Annotated in this window: 17 protein-coding genes; 6 read left to right on the forward strand and 11 right to left on the reverse strand. The window is 73.0% G+C overall.

Features of this window, described 5'->3' with window-relative positions; translation table 11 throughout:
- Positions 1–4 precede the first annotated feature (4 nt).
- Entirely contained in the window at positions 5–1,576 is a 1,572-nt protein-coding gene (locus FGE12_RS15735) for a YdiU family protein (protein WP_153867282.1), read from the reverse strand.
- 167 nt (positions 1,577–1,743) lie between these two features.
- On the opposite strand from FGE12_RS15735, the gene mutM reads away from it, so the two are divergent.
- Positions 1,744–2,610, forward strand: coding sequence for a bifunctional DNA-formamidopyrimidine glycosylase/DNA-(apurinic or apyrimidinic site) lyase (gene mutM / locus FGE12_RS15740; RefSeq protein ID WP_153867283.1), 867 nt, complete (start codon positions 1,744–1,746; stop codon positions 2,608–2,610).
- A gap of 118 nt (positions 2,611–2,728) precedes the next feature.
- On the opposite strand, the gene FGE12_RS15745 is transcribed toward mutM, so the two are convergent.
- Positions 2,729–3,688, reverse strand: coding sequence for an L-threonylcarbamoyladenylate synthase (locus tag FGE12_RS15745; RefSeq protein ID WP_153867284.1), 960 nt, complete (start codon positions 3,686–3,688; stop codon positions 2,729–2,731).
- A gap of 68 nt (positions 3,689–3,756) precedes the next feature.
- Between FGE12_RS15745 and FGE12_RS15750 the strand changes: the two genes are divergently transcribed.
- Positions 3,757–5,103, forward strand: coding sequence for a TIGR01777 family oxidoreductase (locus FGE12_RS15750; RefSeq protein WP_370459005.1), 1,347 nt, complete (start codon positions 3,757–3,759; stop codon positions 5,101–5,103).
- Positions 5,104–5,178: 75 nt separating this feature from the next.
- Here the strand turns inward: FGE12_RS15750 and FGE12_RS15755 are convergent, their stop codons facing one another.
- Positions 5,179–5,583, reverse strand: coding sequence for a response regulator (locus FGE12_RS15755; protein WP_194797914.1), 405 nt, complete (start codon positions 5,581–5,583; stop codon positions 5,179–5,181).
- The gene (locus FGE12_RS15760; RefSeq protein ID WP_370459006.1) at positions 5,580–6,914 is read right to left on the reverse strand and encodes a sensor histidine kinase; all 1,335 of its coding nucleotides are present in this window, start codon (positions 6,912–6,914) and stop codon (positions 5,580–5,582) included. The genes FGE12_RS15755 and FGE12_RS15760 overlap by 4 nt, the downstream gene beginning before the upstream one ends.
- Positions 6,915–7,181: 267 nt before the next feature.
- On the opposite strand from FGE12_RS15760, the gene FGE12_RS15765 reads away from it, so the two are divergent.
- From FGE12_RS15765 to FGE12_RS15780, 4 genes are all read left to right on the forward strand, one after another.
- On the forward strand, positions 7,182–8,750 hold the full coding sequence (locus FGE12_RS15765) for an FAD-dependent oxidoreductase (protein ID WP_153867288.1): 1,569 nt from the start codon (positions 7,182–7,184) through the stop codon (positions 8,748–8,750).
- A gap of 28 nt (positions 8,751–8,778) precedes the next feature.
- Positions 8,779–9,267, forward strand: coding sequence for a hemerythrin domain-containing protein (locus FGE12_RS15770; RefSeq protein ID WP_153867289.1), 489 nt, complete (start codon positions 8,779–8,781; stop codon positions 9,265–9,267).
- 138 nt (positions 9,268–9,405) lie between these two features.
- A complete protein-coding gene (locus FGE12_RS15775) occupies positions 9,406–10,551 on the forward strand; it encodes a zinc-dependent alcohol dehydrogenase (protein WP_153867290.1) in 1,146 nt (381 codons plus the stop codon).
- An 11-nt stretch (positions 10,552–10,562) separates the two neighbouring features.
- Positions 10,563–10,970, forward strand: coding sequence for a hypothetical protein (locus FGE12_RS15780; RefSeq protein WP_153867291.1), 408 nt, complete (start codon positions 10,563–10,565; stop codon positions 10,968–10,970).
- Here the strand turns inward: FGE12_RS15780 and FGE12_RS15785 are convergent.
- From FGE12_RS15785 to FGE12_RS15815, 7 genes are all read right to left on the reverse strand, one after another.
- Positions 10,960–12,240 (reverse strand): MFS transporter, encoded by a 1,281-nt coding sequence (locus tag FGE12_RS15785; RefSeq protein ID WP_153867292.1) that lies wholly within the window; start codon positions 12,238–12,240, stop codon positions 10,960–10,962. The genes FGE12_RS15780 and FGE12_RS15785 overlap by 11 nt on opposite strands.
- Complete coding sequence (locus FGE12_RS15790; RefSeq protein WP_153867293.1) at positions 12,237–13,439, reverse strand: YbfB/YjiJ family MFS transporter; 1,203 nt, start codon at positions 13,437–13,439, stop codon at positions 12,237–12,239. The genes FGE12_RS15785 and FGE12_RS15790 overlap by 4 nt, the downstream gene beginning before the upstream one ends.
- A 4-nt stretch (positions 13,440–13,443) precedes the next feature.
- The gene (locus tag FGE12_RS15795; RefSeq protein WP_153867294.1) at positions 13,444–14,139 is read right to left on the reverse strand and encodes a glutathione S-transferase family protein; all 696 of its coding nucleotides are present in this window, start codon (positions 14,137–14,139) and stop codon (positions 13,444–13,446) included.
- Positions 14,140–14,206: 67 nt separating this feature from the next.
- Complete coding sequence (gene arsS / locus FGE12_RS15800) at positions 14,207–15,256, reverse strand: arsenosugar biosynthesis radical SAM (seleno)protein ArsS (protein ID WP_153867295.1); 1,050 nt, start codon at positions 15,254–15,256, stop codon at positions 14,207–14,209.
- Positions 15,257–15,264: 8 nt separating this feature from the next.
- Positions 15,265–15,609, reverse strand: coding sequence for an arsenosugar biosynthesis-associated peroxidase-like protein (locus FGE12_RS15805; protein WP_153867296.1), 345 nt, complete (start codon positions 15,607–15,609; stop codon positions 15,265–15,267).
- Between the two features lie 40 nt (positions 15,610–15,649).
- Complete coding sequence (locus tag FGE12_RS15810) at positions 15,650–16,930, reverse strand: pyridoxal phosphate-dependent aminotransferase (protein WP_194797915.1); 1,281 nt, start codon at positions 16,928–16,930, stop codon at positions 15,650–15,652.
- 46 nt (positions 16,931–16,976) lie between these two features.
- Positions 16,977–19,646: an ABC transporter permease gene (locus FGE12_RS15815; RefSeq protein ID WP_153867297.1), complete on the reverse strand. Its 2,670-nt coding sequence runs from the start codon at positions 19,644–19,646 to the stop codon at positions 16,977–16,979.
- Positions 19,647–19,666 lie beyond the last annotated feature (20 nt).

Raw genomic sequence — 19,666 nt, forward strand, 5'->3', positions numbered from 1 at the left:
CAGCTCAGGAGCTGCAGGAGAGCGCCGAGCACCCGGGCTTCGAGCGGGCCCAGTCCGGGCGCCGGCTCGCGTAGTGCTCGCGGCCCGGCTGCTCCTCGAAGGGCCGGCGCATCACGTCCAGCAGCGCGTGCACCTTCGAGTCGTCGCCCACGTGCGCCGCGTCGATCGCCTCCTGCGCGAGCCAGTTGCGCAGCACGTACTTCGGGTTCACCGCGTCCATGCGCCGCGCGAGCTCCGCGGGCGCCGCATCCTCTGCCCGCGTGCGCTTCCACCAGGTGCGCAGCCACGCGAGCCCCGCGGCGACGTGCGCCTCCTGCACGGGCTCGTAGAGCGCCTCCTGCAGCACGGGCGGGAAGGCCTCGGGCTCGGCGGAGGTCGTCACCACCTGCGAGAGCCCGCGGAAGAAGAGCGTCATGTCGGTCTCCTCCGCGGCGAGCCAGGTGAAGAGCGACTGCAGCAGCTCGGCGTCGCCCTCGCGCGAGAGCGAGGAGAGCCCCAGCTTCGCCGCGTAGCGCCCCATCACCTCTGCCTCGAAGACGCGCTGGTACTCCTGCAGCGCCGCGACGACGGGTGCCTCGTCCTCGTCCAGGAGCGGCAGCAGCGCCACGCCCAGGCGCTCCACGTTCCACAGGCCGATGTTGCCCTGGTTGCCATAGCGGTAGCGGCGCATCTCCGCGTCCGTGGTGTTCGGCGTCCAGCCCGGATCGAAGTCGTCCACCCAGCCGTAGGGGCCGTAGTCGATGGTGAGCCCGAGGATGGACATGTTGTCCGTGTTCATCACCCCGTGCACGAAGCCCACCGCCTGCCAGTGCGCGATGAGGCGCGCGGTGCGGCGCGCGACCTCGAGCAGGAAGGCCGCGTACGTCTCCTTCGAGGGAGCACCGAGCTGGGGGTAGAGATGCGTGAGCGTGTAGTCCGCGAGCTGGCGCAGCAGGGCCACGTCGCCGCGGCTCGCGCACAGCTCGAAGTTGCCGAAGCGCAGGAAGCTGGGGGCGACGCGGCACACGATGGCGCCGGGCTCCGCCTCGGGGTGCCCATCGTAGAACATGTCGCGGATGACCGGCTCGCCCGTGGCCACGAGCGAGAGGGCGCGCGTGGTGGGCACGCCCAGGTGGTGCATCGCCTCGCTGCAGAGGAACTCGCGGATGCTCGAGCGCAGCACGGCGCGCCCGTCCGCGCGGCGCGAGTAGGGCGTGCGCCCTGCACCCTTGAGCTGCAGCTCGTGGTGGCGCCCGTCCGGCCCCACCAGCTCGCCGAGCACGATGGCGCGCCCGTCACCGAGCTGACCCGCCCAGTTGCCGAACTGGTGTCCGCCGTAGTTCGCCGCGTACGGGTCCATGCCCGGCCACAGCGCGTTGCCGCCGAGCACCTGTGCGCCCTCAGGAGAGCGCAGGCTCGCTTCGTCGAGGCCGAGCATCGCGACGACCTCGGGCGAGAGGGCCACGAGCCGCGGCTGGGCCACCGGGGTGGGGGAGACCCGGGACCAGAGGGCGCCGAGCACCTGGCGCGTGCGCTTGTCGTCGCGCACGGGGTCGCCCGGGAGGGAGTCGAGGAAGCGGGTAGCGAAGCGGACCATGGGGCCTTGGATGCGCGAGCTGCCGGCGCGATGCAAGCCCTGGAGTGACTTCGTGCGTCACGGCCCGGCGGCTCCGGGAAGCGTCGGCCTGGCCGCCCTCCCGGCGGGCGCGTGCGTGGGGGAGCCCGAGGCCTGCGCCGTGGCGCTCCGGGCACTACCGCTAGGGGATGGCTGAGGTCCCCGAGGTAGAGATGCTCGCGCGCGGGCTGCGCGAGGCGGTGGTGGGTCGCCGGTGGACGGGCGCCGAGGTGCTGGTGCCCGAGGCCGTGCGGTTCCCCGCGGCCCCCGAGCTCGGCTCGCGGCTCGCAGGCCGGCAGGTGCTCTCGGCCACGCGCCGCGCGAAGCACCTGCTCATGCCGCTCGACGATGGGCAGACGCTCGCGGTGCACCTGATGCTGTGGGGAGACCTCAAGCTGCGGCCCGCCGGTGCAGAGCGGAAGCCCGCCACCCTCGTGGTGTTCGGGCTGGAGGGCGACGAGGAGTTGCACTTCACCGACACGCTCGGCTACGCGCGCACCGCGCTCGCGCGGCACGCGGAGCTCGCGCAGCGGCTGAAGCTCGATGAACTGGGGCCCGAGGTGTTGGACCCGAGCTGGGGACCCGAGGTGCTCGCGCAGCGGCTCGCGCGCCGGCGCTCGCCGCTCAAGACGCTGCTGCTGGATCAGAACGTGGTCGCCGGCATGGGCAACCGCGATGCGGACGAGAGCCTGTGGGAGGCGGGCATCGACCCGCGCCGCACCGCTGCGTCACTCAGCGGCGAAGAGGTGGTGCGGCTCGCCAGGACGATGCGGCAGGTGCTCGAGGACGGGCTCGCGCTGGGCGGTACGCAGAAGGACCTGTACGGCACGAAGGGCCGCGCGCTGCACCAGCGCAACGTGTTCGAGCGCCACGGGCAGGCGTGCCCGCGCTGCGGCGAGGAGGTGCAGCGCGTGCGGCTCGGCGGGCGCAACACGCACTACTGCGCGCGCTGTCAGCCGGCTGCAGGAGCCTCGCCCCCCGCCCCCGCGCCCGCTCAGTCCGACTGGCTGTTCTGAGCCGTCTCCTCCCGCTCCCTCCGGGGACGGTCGACGTGAGGGTGCTGGACGAAGCTGCGTCAGTGTCCCCCTCTCCCTCTGGGAGAGGGACGGGGTGAGGGAAGGGCGCGCCACTCCGTTACCGCGGAGCCGCTGCGCGGGCGAGGCGATCCCTCACCGCAGTCCCCAGCCCCTCCGCTCGCGGCAAACACACCACCAGCACGTCCGCGCCCGCGGCATCCGCCTCACGCAGCCGCGCATAGAGCACCTGCGCCGCTGCCTCCGGCGCCTCGGGGACCTCGAAGCGCGGCACGCCCGCGGGCAGCGTGAGCTCGCGCGGGCCCAGCACCGCGACCCGCGAACCCTGCGCCTGCAGCGCCGCCACGCGCGCCGCCACCTCGGGGCGCTCTGCGAGCACCACGCCCGCGCGCGGCGCGTAGTGGCTCTCGAGGCTCCCCGACACGCGCACCGTGGTGGACGTGCGCACCGGCACGGGCCGGCCCAGCACGCGCTCCAGCGCCTCCGCCGCGAGCCCACCGGGCCGCAGGATGGCCGGCGCCTCCCCGGTGAGATCCACGATGGTGCTCTCCAGCCCCACTTCGCAGGGGCCCCCGTCCAGCACCAGGTCCACGTCGCCGCCCAGGTCCGCCTGGACGTGCGCCGCCGTCGTCGGGCTCACCCGTCCGAAGCGATTCGCGCTCGGCGCCGCGAGCCCTCCGCCGAGCGCGCTGAGCACCGCGCGCGCCACGGGATGGCGCGGCACGCGCAGCGCCACCGTGTCCTGGCCTCCCGTCACGGCGTCCGTCGCGCGCGGTGTGCGCTTGAGTACGAGCGTGAGCGGCCCGGGCCAGAAGGCCTCCGCGAGCCTGCGCGCCGTGTCGGGCACCTCGCGCGCCCAGAGGGGCAGGGCGGCCGCGTCCGGCAGGTGGACGATGAGCGGGTGGGTGGCGGGGCGGCCCTTGATGGCGAAGACGCGGCGCACGGCCAGCTCGTCCTCGGCGTTGGCTGCCAGGCCGTACACGGTCTCCGTGGGCAGGGCAACGACTCCACCGTGGCGCAGCAAATCCACCGCATGTGCGATGGTTTCGGGGGTAATCATGGGCACCTGCCACTGTCGCCCCGGGAGAGGGAATGGGCAAGCCGCAGCTGTTCACAGCCCGAAGTCCCATGCCGGTGAGCGCTCACGCACTCTTCACCTGGCATGCCCTGCCCGGGGCCTTCGAGCGGCTCACCCCGCCCTGGGAGCCGATCGAGGTGCTGGAGCGCTCCGGCCCGCCGGGCATCGAGGTGGGCGCGCGCGTGGAGGTGCGCTTCCAGATGGGCCCCGTGCCGCGCCGCCTGGTGGCCGAGCACACGCGCTACGAGCCGGACGTGCTGTTCCAGGACGTGCAGCGCTCGGGCCCCTTCGCGAGCTGGGTGCACACGCACCGGATGCACCCGACCGGGCCGGAGAGCTCGGAGCTCGAGGACCACATCGAGTACGCGCTGCCGGCGGGGCCGCTGGGACGCGTGGTGGGCGGGGGCCTCGCGCGCCGGCAGCTCGAGCGGATGTTCGCGTACCGGCACGCCATCACGCGCGCCGACCTGCAGCGCCACCTGGCGTTCTCCGCGCAGGGGCCGCTGTGCGTGGCGGTGAGCGGGGCCTCGGGCCTCATCGGGAGCCAGCTCACGGCCTTCCTCGGGGGCGGCGGCCACGAGGTGCGGCGCCTGGTGCGCGGGAGCGCGGGCCCGGGCGAGGTGGCCTGGGACGTGGACCGGCAGATGGTGGACGGCGAGGCGCTGGAGGGCGTGGACGCGGTGGTGCACCTCGCGGGCGCCTCCATCGCGGACGGGCGCTGGTCCGAGGAGCGTAAGGAGGCCATCCGCCGCAGCCGCGTCGTGGGAACGCGCGTGCTGTGCGAGACGCTCGCCCGGATGCGGCGCCGCCCGCGCGTGCTGGTGTGCGGCTCGGCGGTGGGGTTCTACGGCTCGCGCGGCGACGAGGTGCTCACCGAGGCGAGCGGCCCGGGCAGCGACTTCCTCGCCGAGGTGGTGCGCGAGTGGGAGGCCGCGACGGCGCCCGCGCGCGAGGCGGGCATCCGCGTGGTGCACCTGCGCACGGGCATGGTGCTCAGCCCGCGCGGCGGTGCGCTCGCGAAGCTGCTGCCGGCGTTTCGCTTCGGCGCGGGCGGGCGCGTGGGCTCGGGACAGCAGTGGGTGAGCTGGGTGTCCATCGAGGACGTGCTGGGGATGGTGCAGCACGCGCTCTACGACGAGCGGCTGCACGGGCCGCTCAATGCGGTAGCGCCCGAGCCCGTGCGCCAGGTGGAGCTCGCGCGCACGCTCGCGCACGTGCTGCACCGGCCCTCGGTGGCGCCCCTGCCGGCGCTCGCCGTGCGCGCGGCGTTCGGCGAGATGGGGAAGGGGCTGCTGCTCGCGAGCCAGCGCGCGGTGCCCGAGGTGGCACTCGCGCAGGGGTTTCAGTTCCTGCACCCGGAGCTCGAGGGGGCACTGCGGTTCCTGCTGGGACGGTGAGCGCGCCCTTCGCCCGGCTCCCCCACCCCGACCTCTCCGAGAGGGAGAGGGAGGACACGGCGGGCGCTTTCTTCGTTACCGGGTGGCGCGCGCGGCGAGCTGCTTCTTCACCTCTTGCACGAGCGCGTCCGGGAGGCAGGGCTTGGTGACGAAGGCATCGCAGCCGGCCTCGCGCGCGCCGTTGGAGTGGCCGCTCAGGGCGTGGCCCGTGAGCGCCACCACCGGAATCGCGCGCGTGCGCTCGTCCGCCTTGAGCCTTCGCGTGGCCTCCCAGCCGTCCATCACCGGAAGCGAGAGGTCCATGAGGATGACGTCCGGCGTGAGCGCGAAGGCCTTGTCCAGCGCCTCCGCGCCGTTCTTCGCCTCCGCGACGCGGAAGCCGGAGAACTCGAGGTACTCGGCGTACATCTCGCGCGCGTCGGCGTAGTCGTCCACCACCAGCACCAGCGGCTTGTTCTGCGGGTTGGTCGCCATGGTCATGTCCGCCGCGTGCGGCGCGGGAAGTGAAGCGTGAAGGTGGAGCCCTGGCCCGGCTGGCTCTCCAGGGTGATCTTGCCCCCGAGCATCTCGGCGAGCCTGCGGCAGATGGAGAGCCCGAGGCCCGTTCCCCCATAGGGCCGCGTGGGGCTCGCGTCCACCTGTTGGAAGTCCTCGAAGATCTTCTCGTGATTCTCCGGCGCGATCCCGATGCCCGTGTCGCTGACGGCCAGGGTGACGAGGTTGCCTCCGGCGGCCTGGTAGCCCACCGTGATGCGCACCGAGCCCGCGTGGGTGAACTTGAGCGCGTTGGAGAGCAGGTTCACGGCAATCTGCTTCACCTTCGCCCGGTCCGCATGCACGGGGGGAAGGCGCTTGGCGAACTGGGTGCTCACCTCGAGGCCCGAGCGCTGCACGAGCGGCGCGAGCTCCGCCACCACCTCCTGCACCAGCTCCGGCACCTCGAACTCGGTGACGTGCAGCGGCATGCGCCCCGCCTCGATGCGGGTGATGTCGAGGATGTCCGTGATGACCTCGAGCAGGTGCCGGCCGTTGGTGTCCACGCGCTCCAGGTTGCGCCGCTGCGCCGCCGAGAGCTCGCCGCCCACGCCCTGCAAGAGCAGCGTCGTGTAGCCGAGGATGGCGTTGAGCGGCGTGCGGAACTCGTGGGACATGTTCGCGAGGAACTGGCTCTTCGCGGCGCTCGCCTGCTCGAGCGCGATGGCCTGACGCCGCAGCCGCTCGTTCTGCACCACGAGCTCGGCGGTGGCCTCCTGCACCCGGTCCTCGAGCTCGTGGGCGCGCGCCCGGTGCCGCTCCAGCTCCCGCTCGCGCGCAGCCCACTCGCGCCGCTCCGCCGCGCGCGCGAGCAGCTCGCCGAGCCGTACCGAGAGCTGCGCCGCGCACCACTCCACTGCGGGCGCGAGCGGCAGGTCCCCCTCCACCAGCAGCAGCGCCGCGCCCGCGAGCGGGACCGCCACGTGCGCCGCGCCCTCCAGCGGCGAGAGCGCCTGCGCGCCCGCGGGCAGCGCCGCGGGCTCCCCGGTGCGGAAGGCCGCCACCAGCGGGTGCTTGCTCTGCGAGAGCGGCAGCACGAAGGACTCCACCGCGTCCTCGTCCAGGCCGTGCCCGGCCCAGCCGCCGAGCTGCTCCTCGTCCTCGGGGCTGCGGCCGGCCACGAGCGCCCGGCCGAGCCGCGCCTCGCGCGCCAGCCAGGTGACGGCATGGCGCGCGCACTGGCGCGGGTCCTCGCACGCGAGCAGCTGCTCGGCGAGCGCCAGGCGGGCCGCCGGGCCGGACTCCCCGGGCGCGAGTGCCCCCGGCAAGGGCGTCACGGACCTCACCACGCCCGGTCTCCGGTTCCTGCCTGCTCGCTGCGCCGCACGCCGTCGCCCTCCCTGAAGCCGCCCAGGCCGGAGCCCTTCGAGCGCTCCCGGTGCTTCAGCGAGCGTTGTCGTTCCCACGGCATGGGATTCCAATATGCACGTGCGAGGGGTGTTGCCTCATTCACAGCCGGGGAGGGGTCGCGCAGCAGGCAGGCAGGCGGCATGTGCACTGCGCAGCGGTTCCGGCGCCTGCCTGCCGTCCCTACCTTCCGCTCCATGCCCGGTTCCGCGCCGCCGCCCGAGGAGCGTACGCATCCCTCGCTGTGGAGCCGCACGGCGACGCTGCGCTCGTATCCCCAGCTCCCCGGAGACCTGGAGGTGGACGTGGTGGTGGTGGGCGCCGGCATCGCGGGCCTCACGCTCGCGCTGCTGCTCAAGCGCGCCGGCCGCCGCGTGTGCGTGCTCGAGATGCACGGCGTGGGCACCGGGCAGACGGGGCAGACCACGTCCCACCTCACCGAGCTGCTGGACTCGCGCTACCACCAGCTCACGAGCGACTTCGGCCTGCGCGGGGCGCGGCTCGCGGCGAGCGGCAGCCGCGCGGCGATCGAGCAGATGGCGCAGCTCGCCGAGGAGCTGAGGGCGGACTGCGACTTCGCGCGCGTGCCGGCCTTTCTCTGGGCAGAGGACCCGCGGGGGCTCTCGGAGCTGCAGCGCGAGGAGGGGGCGGCGCGCGACGCGGGGCTCGCCGCGCACCTCGTCTCCGGGCAGGAGGTGCCGCTGCCCTTCACCACGCAGGGCGCGCTGCGGGTGGAGGACCAGGCGCAGCTGCACCCGCGCGCCTACCTGCGCGCGCTCGCCGACGCGGTGCAGGGCGATGGCAGCCACGTGTTCGAGCGCACGCGGGTGGTGGAGGTGAAGGACGGGGCTCCAGCCCGCGTGCTCACCGACCGCGGCACCCTCGTCGCCCACGACGTGGTGGAGGCCACCACCACGCCCCTCAACCGCCTGCGCCTGCACACGCAGCTCTACCCCTACCGCAGCTACGCGATCGCGGCGCGGCTCGAAGGCGAGCTCGCACCCGGGCTCTACTACGATCTCGCGGACCCCTATCACTACCTGCGCACCCATCCGCTGCCGGACGGCGGGGGCACGGTGGTCATCGTCGGTGGCGAGGACCACAAGGTGGGGGAGGTGAGCGACACGGACGCGTGCTTCACGCGGCTCGACGCCTGGGCGCGCTCGCGCTTCTCACTGGGGGAGGAGGTCGCGCGCTGGAGCGGGCAGGTCATCGAGCCCGCGGACGGGCTGCCCTTCATCGGGCTCAACCCGGGAGGCCGTCACGTCTGGGTGGCCACGGGCTTCTCCGGCACCGGCATGACCTTCGGCACGCTCTCCGCGATGGTGCTCGCGGACCTGCTGCAGGGCAGGCCCAACGCGTACGCGGAGCTCTTCTCGCCCTCGCGCCTCACGCCCTCCGCGAGCGCGAAGGACTTCGTGCAGGAGAACGCGGACGTGGCGTACCGCTTCGTCGCGGACCGGCTGCGCCGCCCGGATGCGCGCGCGCTCGAGGAGGTGCCTCCGGGCGAGGGCCGCATCCTCGAGCTGGAGGGACGCAAGGTGGCGGTGTTCCGCGAGCCCGGTGGGCGCTGCCACGCGCTCAGCCCCGCGTGCACGCACCTGGGCTGCCACGTGCACTGGAACGGCGCGGAGCGCTCGTGGGACTGCCCCTGCCACGGCGCGCGCTACAGCCCCACGGGACGCGTGCTCAATGGGCCGGCGGTGAAGGACCTTGCCGCGGCGCCGCTTCCTCCCCAGATCACAGACGCACCTGATCCGAAGTGAGCCCACACGCAGAAAGGACATCGAACCGATGAATGCCATCGACCTGCTCAAGGCGCAGCACGACGAGGTGGAGAAGCTCTTCGAGAAGTACGAGAAGCTGGGCGAGGACGCCGACTCCGAGAAGCGCAAGCTCTTCGCGGCCATCGCCGACCGGCTCAGCGCGCACACCGCGATCGAAGAGCAGTTCTTCTACCCTGCGGTGAAGGCGAAGCAGACGGAGGACATCCTGCGCGAGTCGCTCGAGGAGCACCTGGGCGCCAAGCGCATCATCGCGGACCTGCTCGAGATGCAGCCCTCGGACGAGAACTACGACGCGAAGATGAAGGTGCTCAAGGAGCAGGTGGAGCACCACGTGAAGGAGGAGGAGAAGGACATGTTCCCCAAGGTGAAGAAGATCTTCGCCAAGGAGGACCTCGACGCGCTCGGCGAGCAGATGAAGCCGGTGTTCGACGAGATGGTCGCCGCGGACGCGCGCGAGGAGATCCCGAGCCAGACCGACGAGGCGGCGCCGCTGTAGGGCCGGGCTCCGCAGGGCTCCCCTGCCCGACTGCCCTGCGCAGCGGGCAGGGGAAAGTCCCGAGCGGACAGCCGGCCAGCGCCTTGCCGGAGGGGCGCTGGGTCCTCACCTCTATTGAACAAAAGGAGAGGACGCCGAATGCGCGCACTGAGCTACCAGGGACCCTCAAACGTCAGAGTCGAGAACAAGCCGGACCCCCGCATCGAGCACCCGCAGGACGCGGTGCTGCGGGTCACGAAGACCGCCATCTGCGGTTCGGACCTGCACCTGCTGCACGGGCTCATCCCCGACACCCGCGTGGGCTGCACCTTCGGCCACGAGTTCGCCGGCGTGGTGGAGGAGGTGGGCCGCGGGGTGACGAACCTCAAGGTGGGCGACCGGATCATCGTCCCCTTCAACATCAGCTGCGGCGCCTGCTTCTACTGCCAGCGCGGCCTCACCGCCTGCTGTGAGAACACCAACCCCAACAGCGACGTCGCCGCGGGCGTGTTCGGCTACTCGCACACCACCGGCGGCTACGACGGCGGCCAGGCCGAGTACGTGCGCGTGCCCTTCGCCAACGTCGGCCCGATGAAGATCCCGGACGACATGAGCGAGGAGGAGGTGCTCTTCCTCACCGACATCTTCCCCACCGGCTACCAGGGCGCGGAGATGGGCGAGATCCACCCGGGCGACACGGTGGTCGTCTTCGGCGCCGGGCCCGTGGGCCTCTTCGCCATGAAGAGCGCCTGGCTCATGGGCGCCGGCCGCGTCATCGCGGTGGACCAGGAGGACTACCGGCTCGCCTTCGCGGAGAAGTACGCGCAGGTGGAGACGCTGAACTTCGAGAAGGTGGACATCATCACCGCCATCAAGGAGGCCACCGAGGGGCGCGGCGCGGACGTGACCATCGACGCGGTGGGCTGCGAGGCCGCCGGCAGCGCGCTGCAGCGCGTGGTGGGCCTCGGGATGATGATGGAGGCGGGCGCCGCCACCGCCCTCAACTGGTGCTTCCACGCCACGCGCAAGGGCGGGACCATCAGCGTGGTGGGCGTGTACGGGCCGCCCTGGAACCTGGTCGACATCGGCACCGCGATGAACAAGAACCAGACCATCCGGCTCGGCCAGTGCAACGTGAAGCGCTACATGCCGCACCTGCTGGAGCACATCCGCAGTGGCCGCGTGGACGCGAAGGGCATCATCACGCACCGCTTCAGCCTCGAGGATGCGCCGAAGGCGTACCACACGTTCGCGCAGAAGCGTGACGGCTGCATCAAGTGCGTGCTCACCCCCGGCAAGGCCTAGGAGATTCGAACATGCTCAACCCCAACCGAGACCCCCGAAGCATCCCCGGCTACGGCGCGGATGCGGACCCGGGCAAGCGCCCCGGCCACCCGCGCGAGCTGCGCCCGCACCTCATCGGTGATGCGAAGGGCCCGCCCGAGCGCATGCACTCGGACGTGAAGGTGTTCAAGCACGGCCAGCCCGCGCGCGAGTTCCCGCCCGTGTTCGGCACCGCCCAGCCCCCCAAGGGGCTCTCGGGCGCGCTGCGCGCCTTCGCCTACAAGTACCCGGACCACTGGACGCGCCACTGGATGATGCTGCTCATGGCCGACCGCGTGGACGTGCTGGAGAGCAAGCTTCGGAGGGGTCTTCCAGCCCTTGCCGCGGTGGCCGCGGTCCTCGTCGTCGGAGGAGTCGCGGTGAGGCGCCTCAACCGCTGAGCGGCGCAGGTGCGGCTCCCCGCTGCGGCTCGGTTCGCCGCAGCGGCGGGAGCAGCGCGAGCACTGCGACACAGATGAGCGTGCCCAGCGCGAAGATGGCCGAGTAGCTCCAGCCGCTCGCGCGCAAGAGCCCCGCGACGGGGCCGCCCGGCATCTTGCCCACCAGCTCCACCGTGGCGAGCACCGTGTAGTGGCTCGCCCCCACGCGCACGTCCACGCGCGACATCATCAGCGCGAACACCGCCGTGGTGAGCGCGCCGCCGACGAGGTTCTCCGCGAGCGTCACCGCGAGCACCCGCTCGGGCGTGGGGCCCACGTGCGTGAGCGCCCACTCCGCCGCCACCGGCAGCACCCGCAGCACCGCCGTGAGGCTCACCGCGCGCCAGGGGCCCAGCCGCGTGACCAGCAGCCCGCCCGCGAGCGAGCCCAGCACCGAGACGCCGTTGCCCAGCGTGCCCACCCACAGGCCGATGTCCGTGGTGCGCACCCCCGCCTCCTTGAGGAAGGCGCGGAAGTACACGTCCAGCATGTACTCGCCGAACTTGTAGCTGCCGATGAAGGCGAGCAGCCAGCCCGCGCCGGGGACGCGCAGTGCACGGCCCAGCAGCGCGAGCACCTCGCCCATGCGGGTGCGCCACGGGGTCTTGCCGGGCACGGGCTCCTCGAGCGCCGCGCGCGGCGGCGGCTCGCGGAAGAGGAGCACGGCGGGGAAGGCGAGCAGGGCGAAGAGGGCCATCGCGCGGAACAGCCCGGGCCAGCCGCCCACCCGGTCCAGCTGCCACACCAGCAGCCCGCCCACCATCCAGCTGCCCAGCTTGTAGCCCGCCACCTGCGCCGCGTTGCCGCCGCCCAGCTCCTGCGGGCCCAGCAGGTCCACCGCGAGCCCGTCCACTGCCACGTCCTGCGCAGCCGCCCACAGGTTCATCAGGAGCACCAGCCCGAGCACCACGCCGAGGCTCGCGCCGCGCGCGGCGAAGGAGGCGCCGAAGCAGGTGAGGCAGAGCAGCAGCTGCAGCGGCAGCAGCCACGTGCGACGCCGCCCGAGGCGCGCGCTGCCGTAGCGGTCCACCAGCGGCGCCCACAGGGCCTTGAGGTAGTAGGGGGCGAAGAGCGCGCCGAGGAAGCCCAGCGCCTTCGCGTCCACCTTGCGCTCGAGCAGGTAGAGCGAGAGCGCGCCGGTGACGAAGCCGAAGGGCATGCCCTGCACGAAGTAGAGCGCCGAGAGCAGCGCGAGCGTGTGCGGCGCGCGGCGGGGCGAGGCAGATGTCATGGGGTGGGGCTCCGGGCGGGCAGGGCCTGCTGCCGCGTGGCGAGCAGCGCGCCGAGCACGAGCGCGCCGCAGGAGAAGACGAGCCCGCGCTCGAGACCCCCGGCGCGGTCGGCGATCCACCCCACCGCCGTGGGCCCGGCAATCTGGCCGAACGCGAAGATGGTGGTGAAGGCGCTGATGCCCGCGCTCCAGGCGGACTGCGGCAGGTTGTGGCGCACCCAGGCCGTGGTGCTGGCCACCACCGAGAGGAACACCGCGCCGAACAGCAACCCCGAGAGGAAGACGAGGGGCGCCGCGCGGCTGAGCACCGGGAGCAGGGTGGCCAGGGCGAGCAGCCCGTCGAGGATCGCGAGCGACTGGCCCTCGCGGAAGTGGTCCAGCATCCGCGCCCAGATGCGCGAGGAGGCCATCACCGCGAGCCCCAGCAGCGCGTAGAAGAGCGAGATGCGCGCGGGTGCCATGCCCTGCTCGCGCAGGAGCGCCACCACGAAGGTCATGTAGCCGATGTAGCCCACGCCGAAGAGGAAGTAGCTGCCCAGCACGGGCAGCGCGTGCGCGGCGCGGAAGTGCTCGTGGGCCGCGGGTGCGGCAGAGCGGCCGTCCACGTGGCGCACCGGCAGCGCCATCGCGCAGGTCGCGAGCAGGCAGGTGCCCGCGAGCACGAGCCAGGCCGCCTGCCACGGGTGGGCGACGCCGCGCGCGAGCGCCCACGGCACGAGCAGCGCGGAGAGCGCGATGCCCAGCCCCGTGCCCCCGTAGTACAGGCCGATGAGCAGCCCTGCGCGCTGGGGGTGCAGCGCCCCGAGCCGCGCGGCGAGCAGGCCTCCGGAGATGAAGATGAACGCGCTCGCCACGCCCGCGAGCACGCGCTGCACGAGCAGCAGGGAGGTCGCCGTCACGAAGCCCGAGAGCGCCATGAAGAGCGCCGTGAGCAGCGCACCGCCCAGCAGCAGCGGCTGGGCGCCCAGGCGCCGCATCAGCCGCGGCGTCGCGAGCGCACCGAGCAGGTAGCCCAGCGCGTTGCCGGTGTTCATCCCGCCGGCGACGAGGTAGCTCCAGCCCAGGTCCGCGCGCATCGGCGGGAGCAGCAGGCCGTAGGCGAAGCGCGAGATGCCCAGCGACACCGCCGCGCCCAGCGAGAGCGCGAGCGCCGTCGCGACCGGGCGCTGTCTCGCGAGCTCTCCGTGGCCCGGGCCCATGGCGCTAGACGGCGAAGCCCTTCGCGCGCCGTGCGAGCCCGCCGTAGGCATCCAGCATGCGCTCGCGCCAGGCGTAGACGGGGTCCTCGGGGAGCAGCAGCTGGAAGGGACTCACGCAGCGCGCCCACTGGAAGGTGCCGAAGAGGATGTGATCCGCGTAGAGCGGGGACGTGCCCCCGAGGTAGGGCGCGTGCTCGAGGGCGGTGCGCACTGGGGCGAGCAGCGCGCGAATTTCCGGCAGGCGCTGCTCGCGGCCCGCGGCCACCTGCTCCAGCGTGCCGCCGTAGCGCGCTTCGCGCGTGGAGCGGTAGTAGGCGCGGTCCTGCTCCTGCAGGCAGGCGACGATGTCCGTCACGAGGCAGCGGCCCAGCGCAGGGGTGAAGACGCGGTCCGCCCACTCGTTGATGAAGTGCGCGGTGGCGAGGGGCGCGGCGGGGCCGAAGAGGCTCGGGGCGTCCGGGTAGGTCTCCTCGAGGTACAGGGCGATCTTCCAGGAGTCGCTCACCGTACGCTCGCCGTCCACGAGCACGGGGACCGCGCCCTGGCCCGAGAAGGCGATCGCCGCCTTGTCGGAGAAGTGCCAGGGGATGGTGTCGAAGGAGAGGCCCTTGTGCGCGAGCGCGAGCTTCGCGCGCCAGCAGTAGGGGCTGAAGCGGCGGTCGGACTCGGCGCCGGCGAGATCGTAGAGGACGCGGCTCATGTGGGCGGAGCCTAAGCCCGCGGACCTGGATGTTGTCTACTCGCAGAGAGCGCGGGGACAGCTTCGCTTATGTCGTCGCGCCGCCGCAGCTGCTGCCCGCGCCCGCCGTGCAGCCGAAGCAGTGCCGGTCCGTGGCGATGCGCCGCTCGGCGAGCCGCTTCAGGTCGAAGTCGCGGATGTGCCGCGGCGCCTCGCCCGTGAGGGGCATCTCCAGCATCTGGTTGAAGTCGCAGTCGTAGAGCTGCCCATCCCAGCCCACGCTCAGCGTGTTGCGGCACATCACTCCGGACACGGCTGCCGGGTTGAACGCCGTCACGAGCCGCCCCAGGTACGCCTCCAGGTTGCCGCTGTTCTGCAACCACTCGAGGTAGCGGCTGATGGGCATGTTGGTGATGCAGAAGAGCGCATCGAAGCGGATCCCGTGGTTCTTGAGCAGCTCGCGCTTCCACTCCGCCTCCAGCGAGCGCTGGTTCGCGGGGAGGAAGGCCCCCACGGGGTTCGTCACCAGCACCAGCCGCAGGCCGCTCGTGCCGTCCCCGTAGCCCAGCGCGTTGAGCCGCTGCAGCGCGCGGATGGACTGCGCGTACACGCCCTCGCCGCGCTGCGCGTCCGTGTTGAGCGCGCGGTAGTGCGGCAGGCTGCACACCACCTCCACCCGGTGCTCGGCGAGGAAGTGGGGCAGCTCGGAGTGCGGCTTCGTCTCCAGGATGGTCAGGTTGCAGCGGTCCATCACGTGCCGCCCCTGCGCCCGCAGTTGCTCGACGAGCCAGCGAAAGTGCGGGTTCATCTCCGGCGCGCCGCCCGTCAGGTCCACCGTGGGGATGTCCGTCGTGCGCAGCGCCTCGAGGCACGCCTCCATCGTCTCGCGGCTCATCACCTCGCGCCGGTCCGGCCCCGCGTCCACGTGGCAGTGGCGGCAGGTCTGGTTGCACATCTTCCCCAGGTTCATCTGGAAGATGTCCAGGCGCGCGGGGGCGAGCGGCGGCAGCCCCGCCTGCGCGAGCGCCTCGTCGAACTCGCGCGGAAGGGGCAGGGTGTGCAGCGTCTCGCGCTGCGCCGCGGCCGAGGCCAGCGGCGAGTGGCGGTAGAGCAGCGAGGGTGGGGTGCTCGAGGCCATGCGGCGCTCTACATCCCGACCTTGGTCGCGTGGTTGCGCATCTGCACGCCGTGCACGAGGCTCGCGCCGCCGCGGATGGCCGCCGCCACGTGCACCGCCTCGGTCATCTGGTCCAGGTCCGAGCCCTTCTCGAGCGCGTCCTTGCTGTACGCGTCGATGCAGTAGGGGCACTGCACCGCGTGCGCCACCGCGAGCGCGATGAGGCTCTTCTCGCGCGCGCTCAGGGCTCCGTCCGCGAACACCGCGCCGTACCAGGCGAAGAACTTCTCGGCGAGCTCGGGGCGGCTCTTGCCGATGTCCGGGAAGCGGGCGAGGTCAGCGGAGTGGTAGTAGTGGTCGTGCGCGTCCGACATGCGGGCTGGCTCCTTGGGACAGCAGGTGTGTCCCCGGACCCTAACGTGAAGGCGCCCCGCTCGCCCCCAGGATGAGGGCCTCCAGGCGGCCCAGCGCACGCTCCAGGCTCTCCATCGAGGGGCCGAACGAGAGGCGCACGTAGGAGCGGAAGCGGCTCGCGCGCCGGCTGCGGCGCTTGCCGGGGTTCACGTCGAAGAACTCGCCCGGCACGCAGATGACCTTCTGCTCGAGGCAGGCCTGGAAGAAGCGCATGCCGTCGTTCAGCGGCGCGGGCAGCTGCGAGAGGTTGCCCCACACGTAGAAGGTGCCGTCCGGGGCGCGGTCCGCGCGGATGCCGAGTCGCTCGAGCCGGCTGACGAAGCGGTCGCGCTTCTCGCGGAAGGCCGCGTGGATGGCCTGCGTCTCGGCGACCACGCTCTTCTCCTCGAGCAGCGGGATGGCCGCGCGCTGCAGCGGGGCGCTGCCGCCGCCGTCCAGGAAGCTGCCGGCGCTCGCCGCGGCGTCGATGACCTGGCGCGGCCCCACCGTCCAGGTCACGCGCCAGCCCGGGTAGCGCCAGTTCTTGGTGAGCCCGTCGAAGAGCACCACCGGGTCGCGGTTCACGTCCTCCACGTAGCGTGCGGCGCTCTCCACTGGGAGCTGCCCGGGGCGGCCCGTCCACACGTAGTGGCTGTAGAACTCGTCGATGAGCAGCGAGCACTCCAGCTCCCGCGCGATGCCTACCCAGCGCGCGAGCTCGTCGCCGTGCACCAGCTTCCCCGTGGGGTTGCAGGGGTTGCTGAAGAGCAGCGCGGAGAGGCCGCGACCTTGAATCTCCCGGCGCAGGTCCTCGGGGGTGAAGGCGTAGCCGCGCTCGCCCTCGAGCAGGATGGGGATGGAGGTGAAGGCCTTGAAGACGTCCAGCAGCTCCTCGTACGCGGTGTAGTCCGGCAGGAAGTGGCCCAGGTTCACCTGTCCGAGGCTCGCGGCCGCGCGCGTGAGGGCCGCGCGCCCGCCGCCCGAGATGCTCACGTTCTCGGCCGTGTACTGGCTCGGCATCCCGCGCCGGTAGAGCCTGTTGTAGAGGCTCGCGATCGTCTCTCGCAGCTCCCAGAGCCCCGCCACCGGCGCGTACTCGAGGTCGTTCACGGCGACCTGCACGCTGCCCACGCGCGGCGGGGCACCCGGCAGCTCCCCCGTCTCCGGCATGCCCTGCCCGAGGTTGCACCAGGCGGGGTCTCCCTGGCGGTAGCCACGGCGCGTGGCCTCGGTGGTGACGTAGATGACGCCGGTGCGCGGCACCTGGCGGAAGGCGGGGATGTTCGGCAGTTCGTCGCTCACGGTGCGGGCGACGTTAGACCAGGCGCGCGCACCGTGGGGGGACGGTTCAGCCCTCGCCGAGCACGCGCGCCGGGTCCACGCGCAGGGCGCGGCGCGCAGGCGTGAGCGTGGCGAGCAGCGCGACGAGCGCGAGCAGCAGCAGCGCGGCCGCGAGCGCCCACGGGTCCGCCGGGCTCACCCCGCGCAAGGAGGCCTGCAGGAGGCGCGTGGTCCACACCGCCGCGAAGCCGCCCAGCACCAGCCCCGCGAGCACCGGGCGCATGCCCTGCCACGCGAGCATGCGCATCACGTCCACGGGCCTCGCGCCCAGGGCCATGCGCACGCCGATCTCCCGCGTGCGCAAGCCCACGAAGTAGGCCACCACGCCGTAGATGCCGACTGCTGCGAGCACCAGCCCCACGAGCCCCAGCAGCCCGAGCAGCAGGGTGTGGAAGCGGGCCTGCGCCGTGGAGGCCCGCAGCGCCTCCTCGAGCGTGGTCACCCCGTACAGGGGCAGGCCCGGGTCCACCTCGCGCACGGCGGCGCGCATCGCCGCCACCGCGTCCGTGATGCTGCCTGCGCGGCGCACCACCAGGGTCAGCGTGCGCCCCTCCCACTCCCAGGCCTCCGGCGGCACCTGGTTCAGGGGCAGGTAGAACTCGGGAGCCGGATCCTCCATCGGCCCCGCGGTGCGCACGTCGCCCACGATGCCGGCCACCTCGCGCCAGCGCCCCTGCGGGTCCGGCGTGCAGCACGCGAGCTTGCGGCCCAGCGCCGGCGTGCTCCCGAAGGCCGTGCGCGCAAGCTGCCCGCTCACCAGCATGACGGGCGGTGCACCGGTGACGTCCTGCGCCCCGAAGCGCCGCCCCTCCTTCACCGGGATGCCCAGGGTCTCGAAGAAGCCCGGGGACACGATGCGCCGGTTGGCGATCACCATCTGGTCCTGCGTGTCCGGGCGCCCCTCGGGGAGCATGAAGTTGTTGCCACCCCCGCCCATCAGCGGAACCTGCGAGGAGAGCGCCGCGGACTTCACCGCGGGCGAGCCCTCGAGGTTCGCGAGGATGCGCTCGAAGGCGCGCACCACCTGCGCGCCCTCGGGATAGGCGTCGCGCGGGAGCGTCACCTGGCCCACCACCACGCCGCGCGGCTCGAAGCCCGGCGCCACCTGGCTCAGGTGCAGCGCGGTGCGCACCAGCAGCCCTGCCCCCACGAGCAGGGTGAAGGCGAGCGCGACCTCCGCTGCGATGAGCCCGCCGCGCAGCGCGTCGCGCCCGTGGCTCAAACCGCGGGCCCCCTGGCGCAGCACGCTCTCCAGGTCCGAGCGTGCGGCGCGCACCGCCGGGGCGAGGCCGCAGGCGAGGCTGCTGAGGAGGGCCGCGCCCAGCGCGAACAGCAGCACGCTGCCGTCGATGCGCGTCTCGTCCAGGCGCGGGATGCCCTCGGGCGCACTCGCGAGCAGCACCTGGATGCCGGCCCACGCGAGCGCGAGGCCCACGAGCCCGCCCAGCACCGCGAGCACGAGGCTCTCGGTGAGCAGCTGGCGCAGGATGCGGCCGCGCCCCGCGCCCAGCGCCGCGCGCACCGCGAGCTCGCGGGCCCGCGAGGCGCCGCGCGCGAGGAGGAGGTTCGCCACGTTGGAGCAGGCGATGAGCAGCACCAGCGCGACTGCGCCCAGCGTGACCATCAGCTGCGTGCTCCAGTCGCCGATGACGATGCCCGCCAGCGGCTCCACCTTCGCGCCGCGCCCGCTGTCCGCCTCGGGGTAGCGCCGCGCGAGCTCCTCCAGGGTCGTGGCGAGCTGGGCCTGTACCTGCTCGGGGTGCGCGCCCTTCGCGAGCCGGCCCACCGCGAGCAGCGAGCGGCCGTCATGGGAGGCGCGCTGCTCGGGGGTGAAGACGAGCGGCACCCAGAGCTGCTCGCCGCTCACCGTGGGGTCGAACCCGCGCGGCATCACCCCGACCACCGTGTACGAGGCGCCGTCCATGCGGATGGCGCGGCCCACGATGCCGGGGTCCGCGCCGAAGCGCGTGCGCCACAGCGAGTGGCCGAGCACCACCACGCCCGCGCGCCCCGCCGCGTCCTCCTCCGGCAGGAAGGTGCGGCCGAGCTCCGGGCGCACCCCGAACACGTCGAAGAACTCGTGCGTCACCTTGCCGGCGAGCACGCGCTCCGGGCTCTCGCCCTCCTGCAGGCCGAAGCTGTCGAACCCTTCCGCCGCCATGTGCTCGAGGCCGGTGGCCGCGGCGCGCAGGTCCACGAAGTTGCCCGCGGACATGCTGGTGCGCTGGCCCTGGTAGCTCTCCGAGACCATCATCACCCGCTCGGGTTCGCTCCAGGCGAAGGGGCGCAGCACCACGCTGCGCACGGCGCTGAAGATGGCCGTGGTGGCGCCGATGCCCAGCGCCAGCGTGAGCACCGCGGTGAGCGTGAAGCCGGGGAAGCGCCGCAGCTGGCGCAGGGCATAGCGCGCATCCTGCAGCAGCTCCGACGCCCACGCGGCCCGGGCCTCCGCGCGCACGCCGGACTGACCGAGCTGCTCGCACTCCTTGCGCACCTCGCCCACGTCCCCGAAGCGCCGCAGCGCCTCCGCGCGCGCGGCCTCGGGCGCCATGCCGCCCGCCACCAGCTCCTTCGTCACCATCTCCAGGTGGAACTTGAGCTCGGCCTCCACCTCCTCGGGCACCGAGCTGCGCCAGATGAGCCCCTTGAGCTGCTGGCTGAAGCGCTTCTTGGACATGGCGGACCTCCGACTTCCCT

Source organism: Aggregicoccus sp. 17bor-14, from assembly GCF_009659535.1.
Classification (GTDB): Bacteria; Myxococcota; Myxococcia; order Myxococcales; family Myxococcaceae; genus Aggregicoccus.

What these genes read in the sequence shown, in the direction of transcription:
- FGE12_RS15735 (WP_153867282.1), bottom strand. Translation starts at nt 1,576, where the DNA reads ATGGTCCGCTTCGCTACCCGCTTCCTCGACTCCCTCCCGGGCGACCCC.
- mutM (WP_153867283.1), top strand. Translation starts at nt 1,744, where the DNA reads ATGGCTGAGGTCCCCGAGGTAGAGATGCTCGCGCGCGGGCTGCGCGAG.
- FGE12_RS15745 (WP_153867284.1), bottom strand. Translation starts at nt 3,688, where the DNA reads ATGATTACCCCCGAAACCATCGCACATGCGGTGGATTTGCTGCGCCAC.
- FGE12_RS15750 (WP_370459005.1), top strand. Translation starts at nt 3,757, where the DNA reads ATGCCGGTGAGCGCTCACGCACTCTTCACCTGGCATGCCCTGCCCGGG.
- FGE12_RS15755 (WP_194797914.1), bottom strand. Translation starts at nt 5,583, where the DNA reads ATGACCATGGCGACCAACCCGCAGAACAAGCCGCTGGTGCTGGTGGTG.
- FGE12_RS15765 (WP_153867288.1), top strand. Translation starts at nt 7,182, where the DNA reads ATGCCCGGTTCCGCGCCGCCGCCCGAGGAGCGTACGCATCCCTCGCTG.
- FGE12_RS15770 (WP_153867289.1), top strand. Translation starts at nt 8,779, where the DNA reads ATGAATGCCATCGACCTGCTCAAGGCGCAGCACGACGAGGTGGAGAAG.
- FGE12_RS15775 (WP_153867290.1), top strand. Translation starts at nt 9,406, where the DNA reads ATGCGCGCACTGAGCTACCAGGGACCCTCAAACGTCAGAGTCGAGAAC.
- FGE12_RS15780 (WP_153867291.1), top strand. Translation starts at nt 10,563, where the DNA reads ATGCTCAACCCCAACCGAGACCCCCGAAGCATCCCCGGCTACGGCGCG.
- FGE12_RS15785 (WP_153867292.1), bottom strand. Translation starts at nt 12,240, where the DNA reads ATGACATCTGCCTCGCCCCGCCGCGCGCCGCACACGCTCGCGCTGCTC.
- FGE12_RS15790 (WP_153867293.1), bottom strand. Translation starts at nt 13,439, where the DNA reads ATGGGCCCGGGCCACGGAGAGCTCGCGAGACAGCGCCCGGTCGCGACG.
- FGE12_RS15795 (WP_153867294.1), bottom strand. Translation starts at nt 14,139, where the DNA reads ATGAGCCGCGTCCTCTACGATCTCGCCGGCGCCGAGTCCGACCGCCGC.
- arsS (WP_153867295.1), bottom strand. Translation starts at nt 15,256, where the DNA reads ATGGCCTCGAGCACCCCACCCTCGCTGCTCTACCGCCACTCGCCGCTG.
- FGE12_RS15805 (WP_153867296.1), bottom strand. Translation starts at nt 15,609, where the DNA reads ATGTCGGACGCGCACGACCACTACTACCACTCCGCTGACCTCGCCCGC.
- FGE12_RS15815 (WP_153867297.1), bottom strand. Translation starts at nt 19,646, where the DNA reads ATGTCCAAGAAGCGCTTCAGCCAGCAGCTCAAGGGGCTCATCTGGCGC.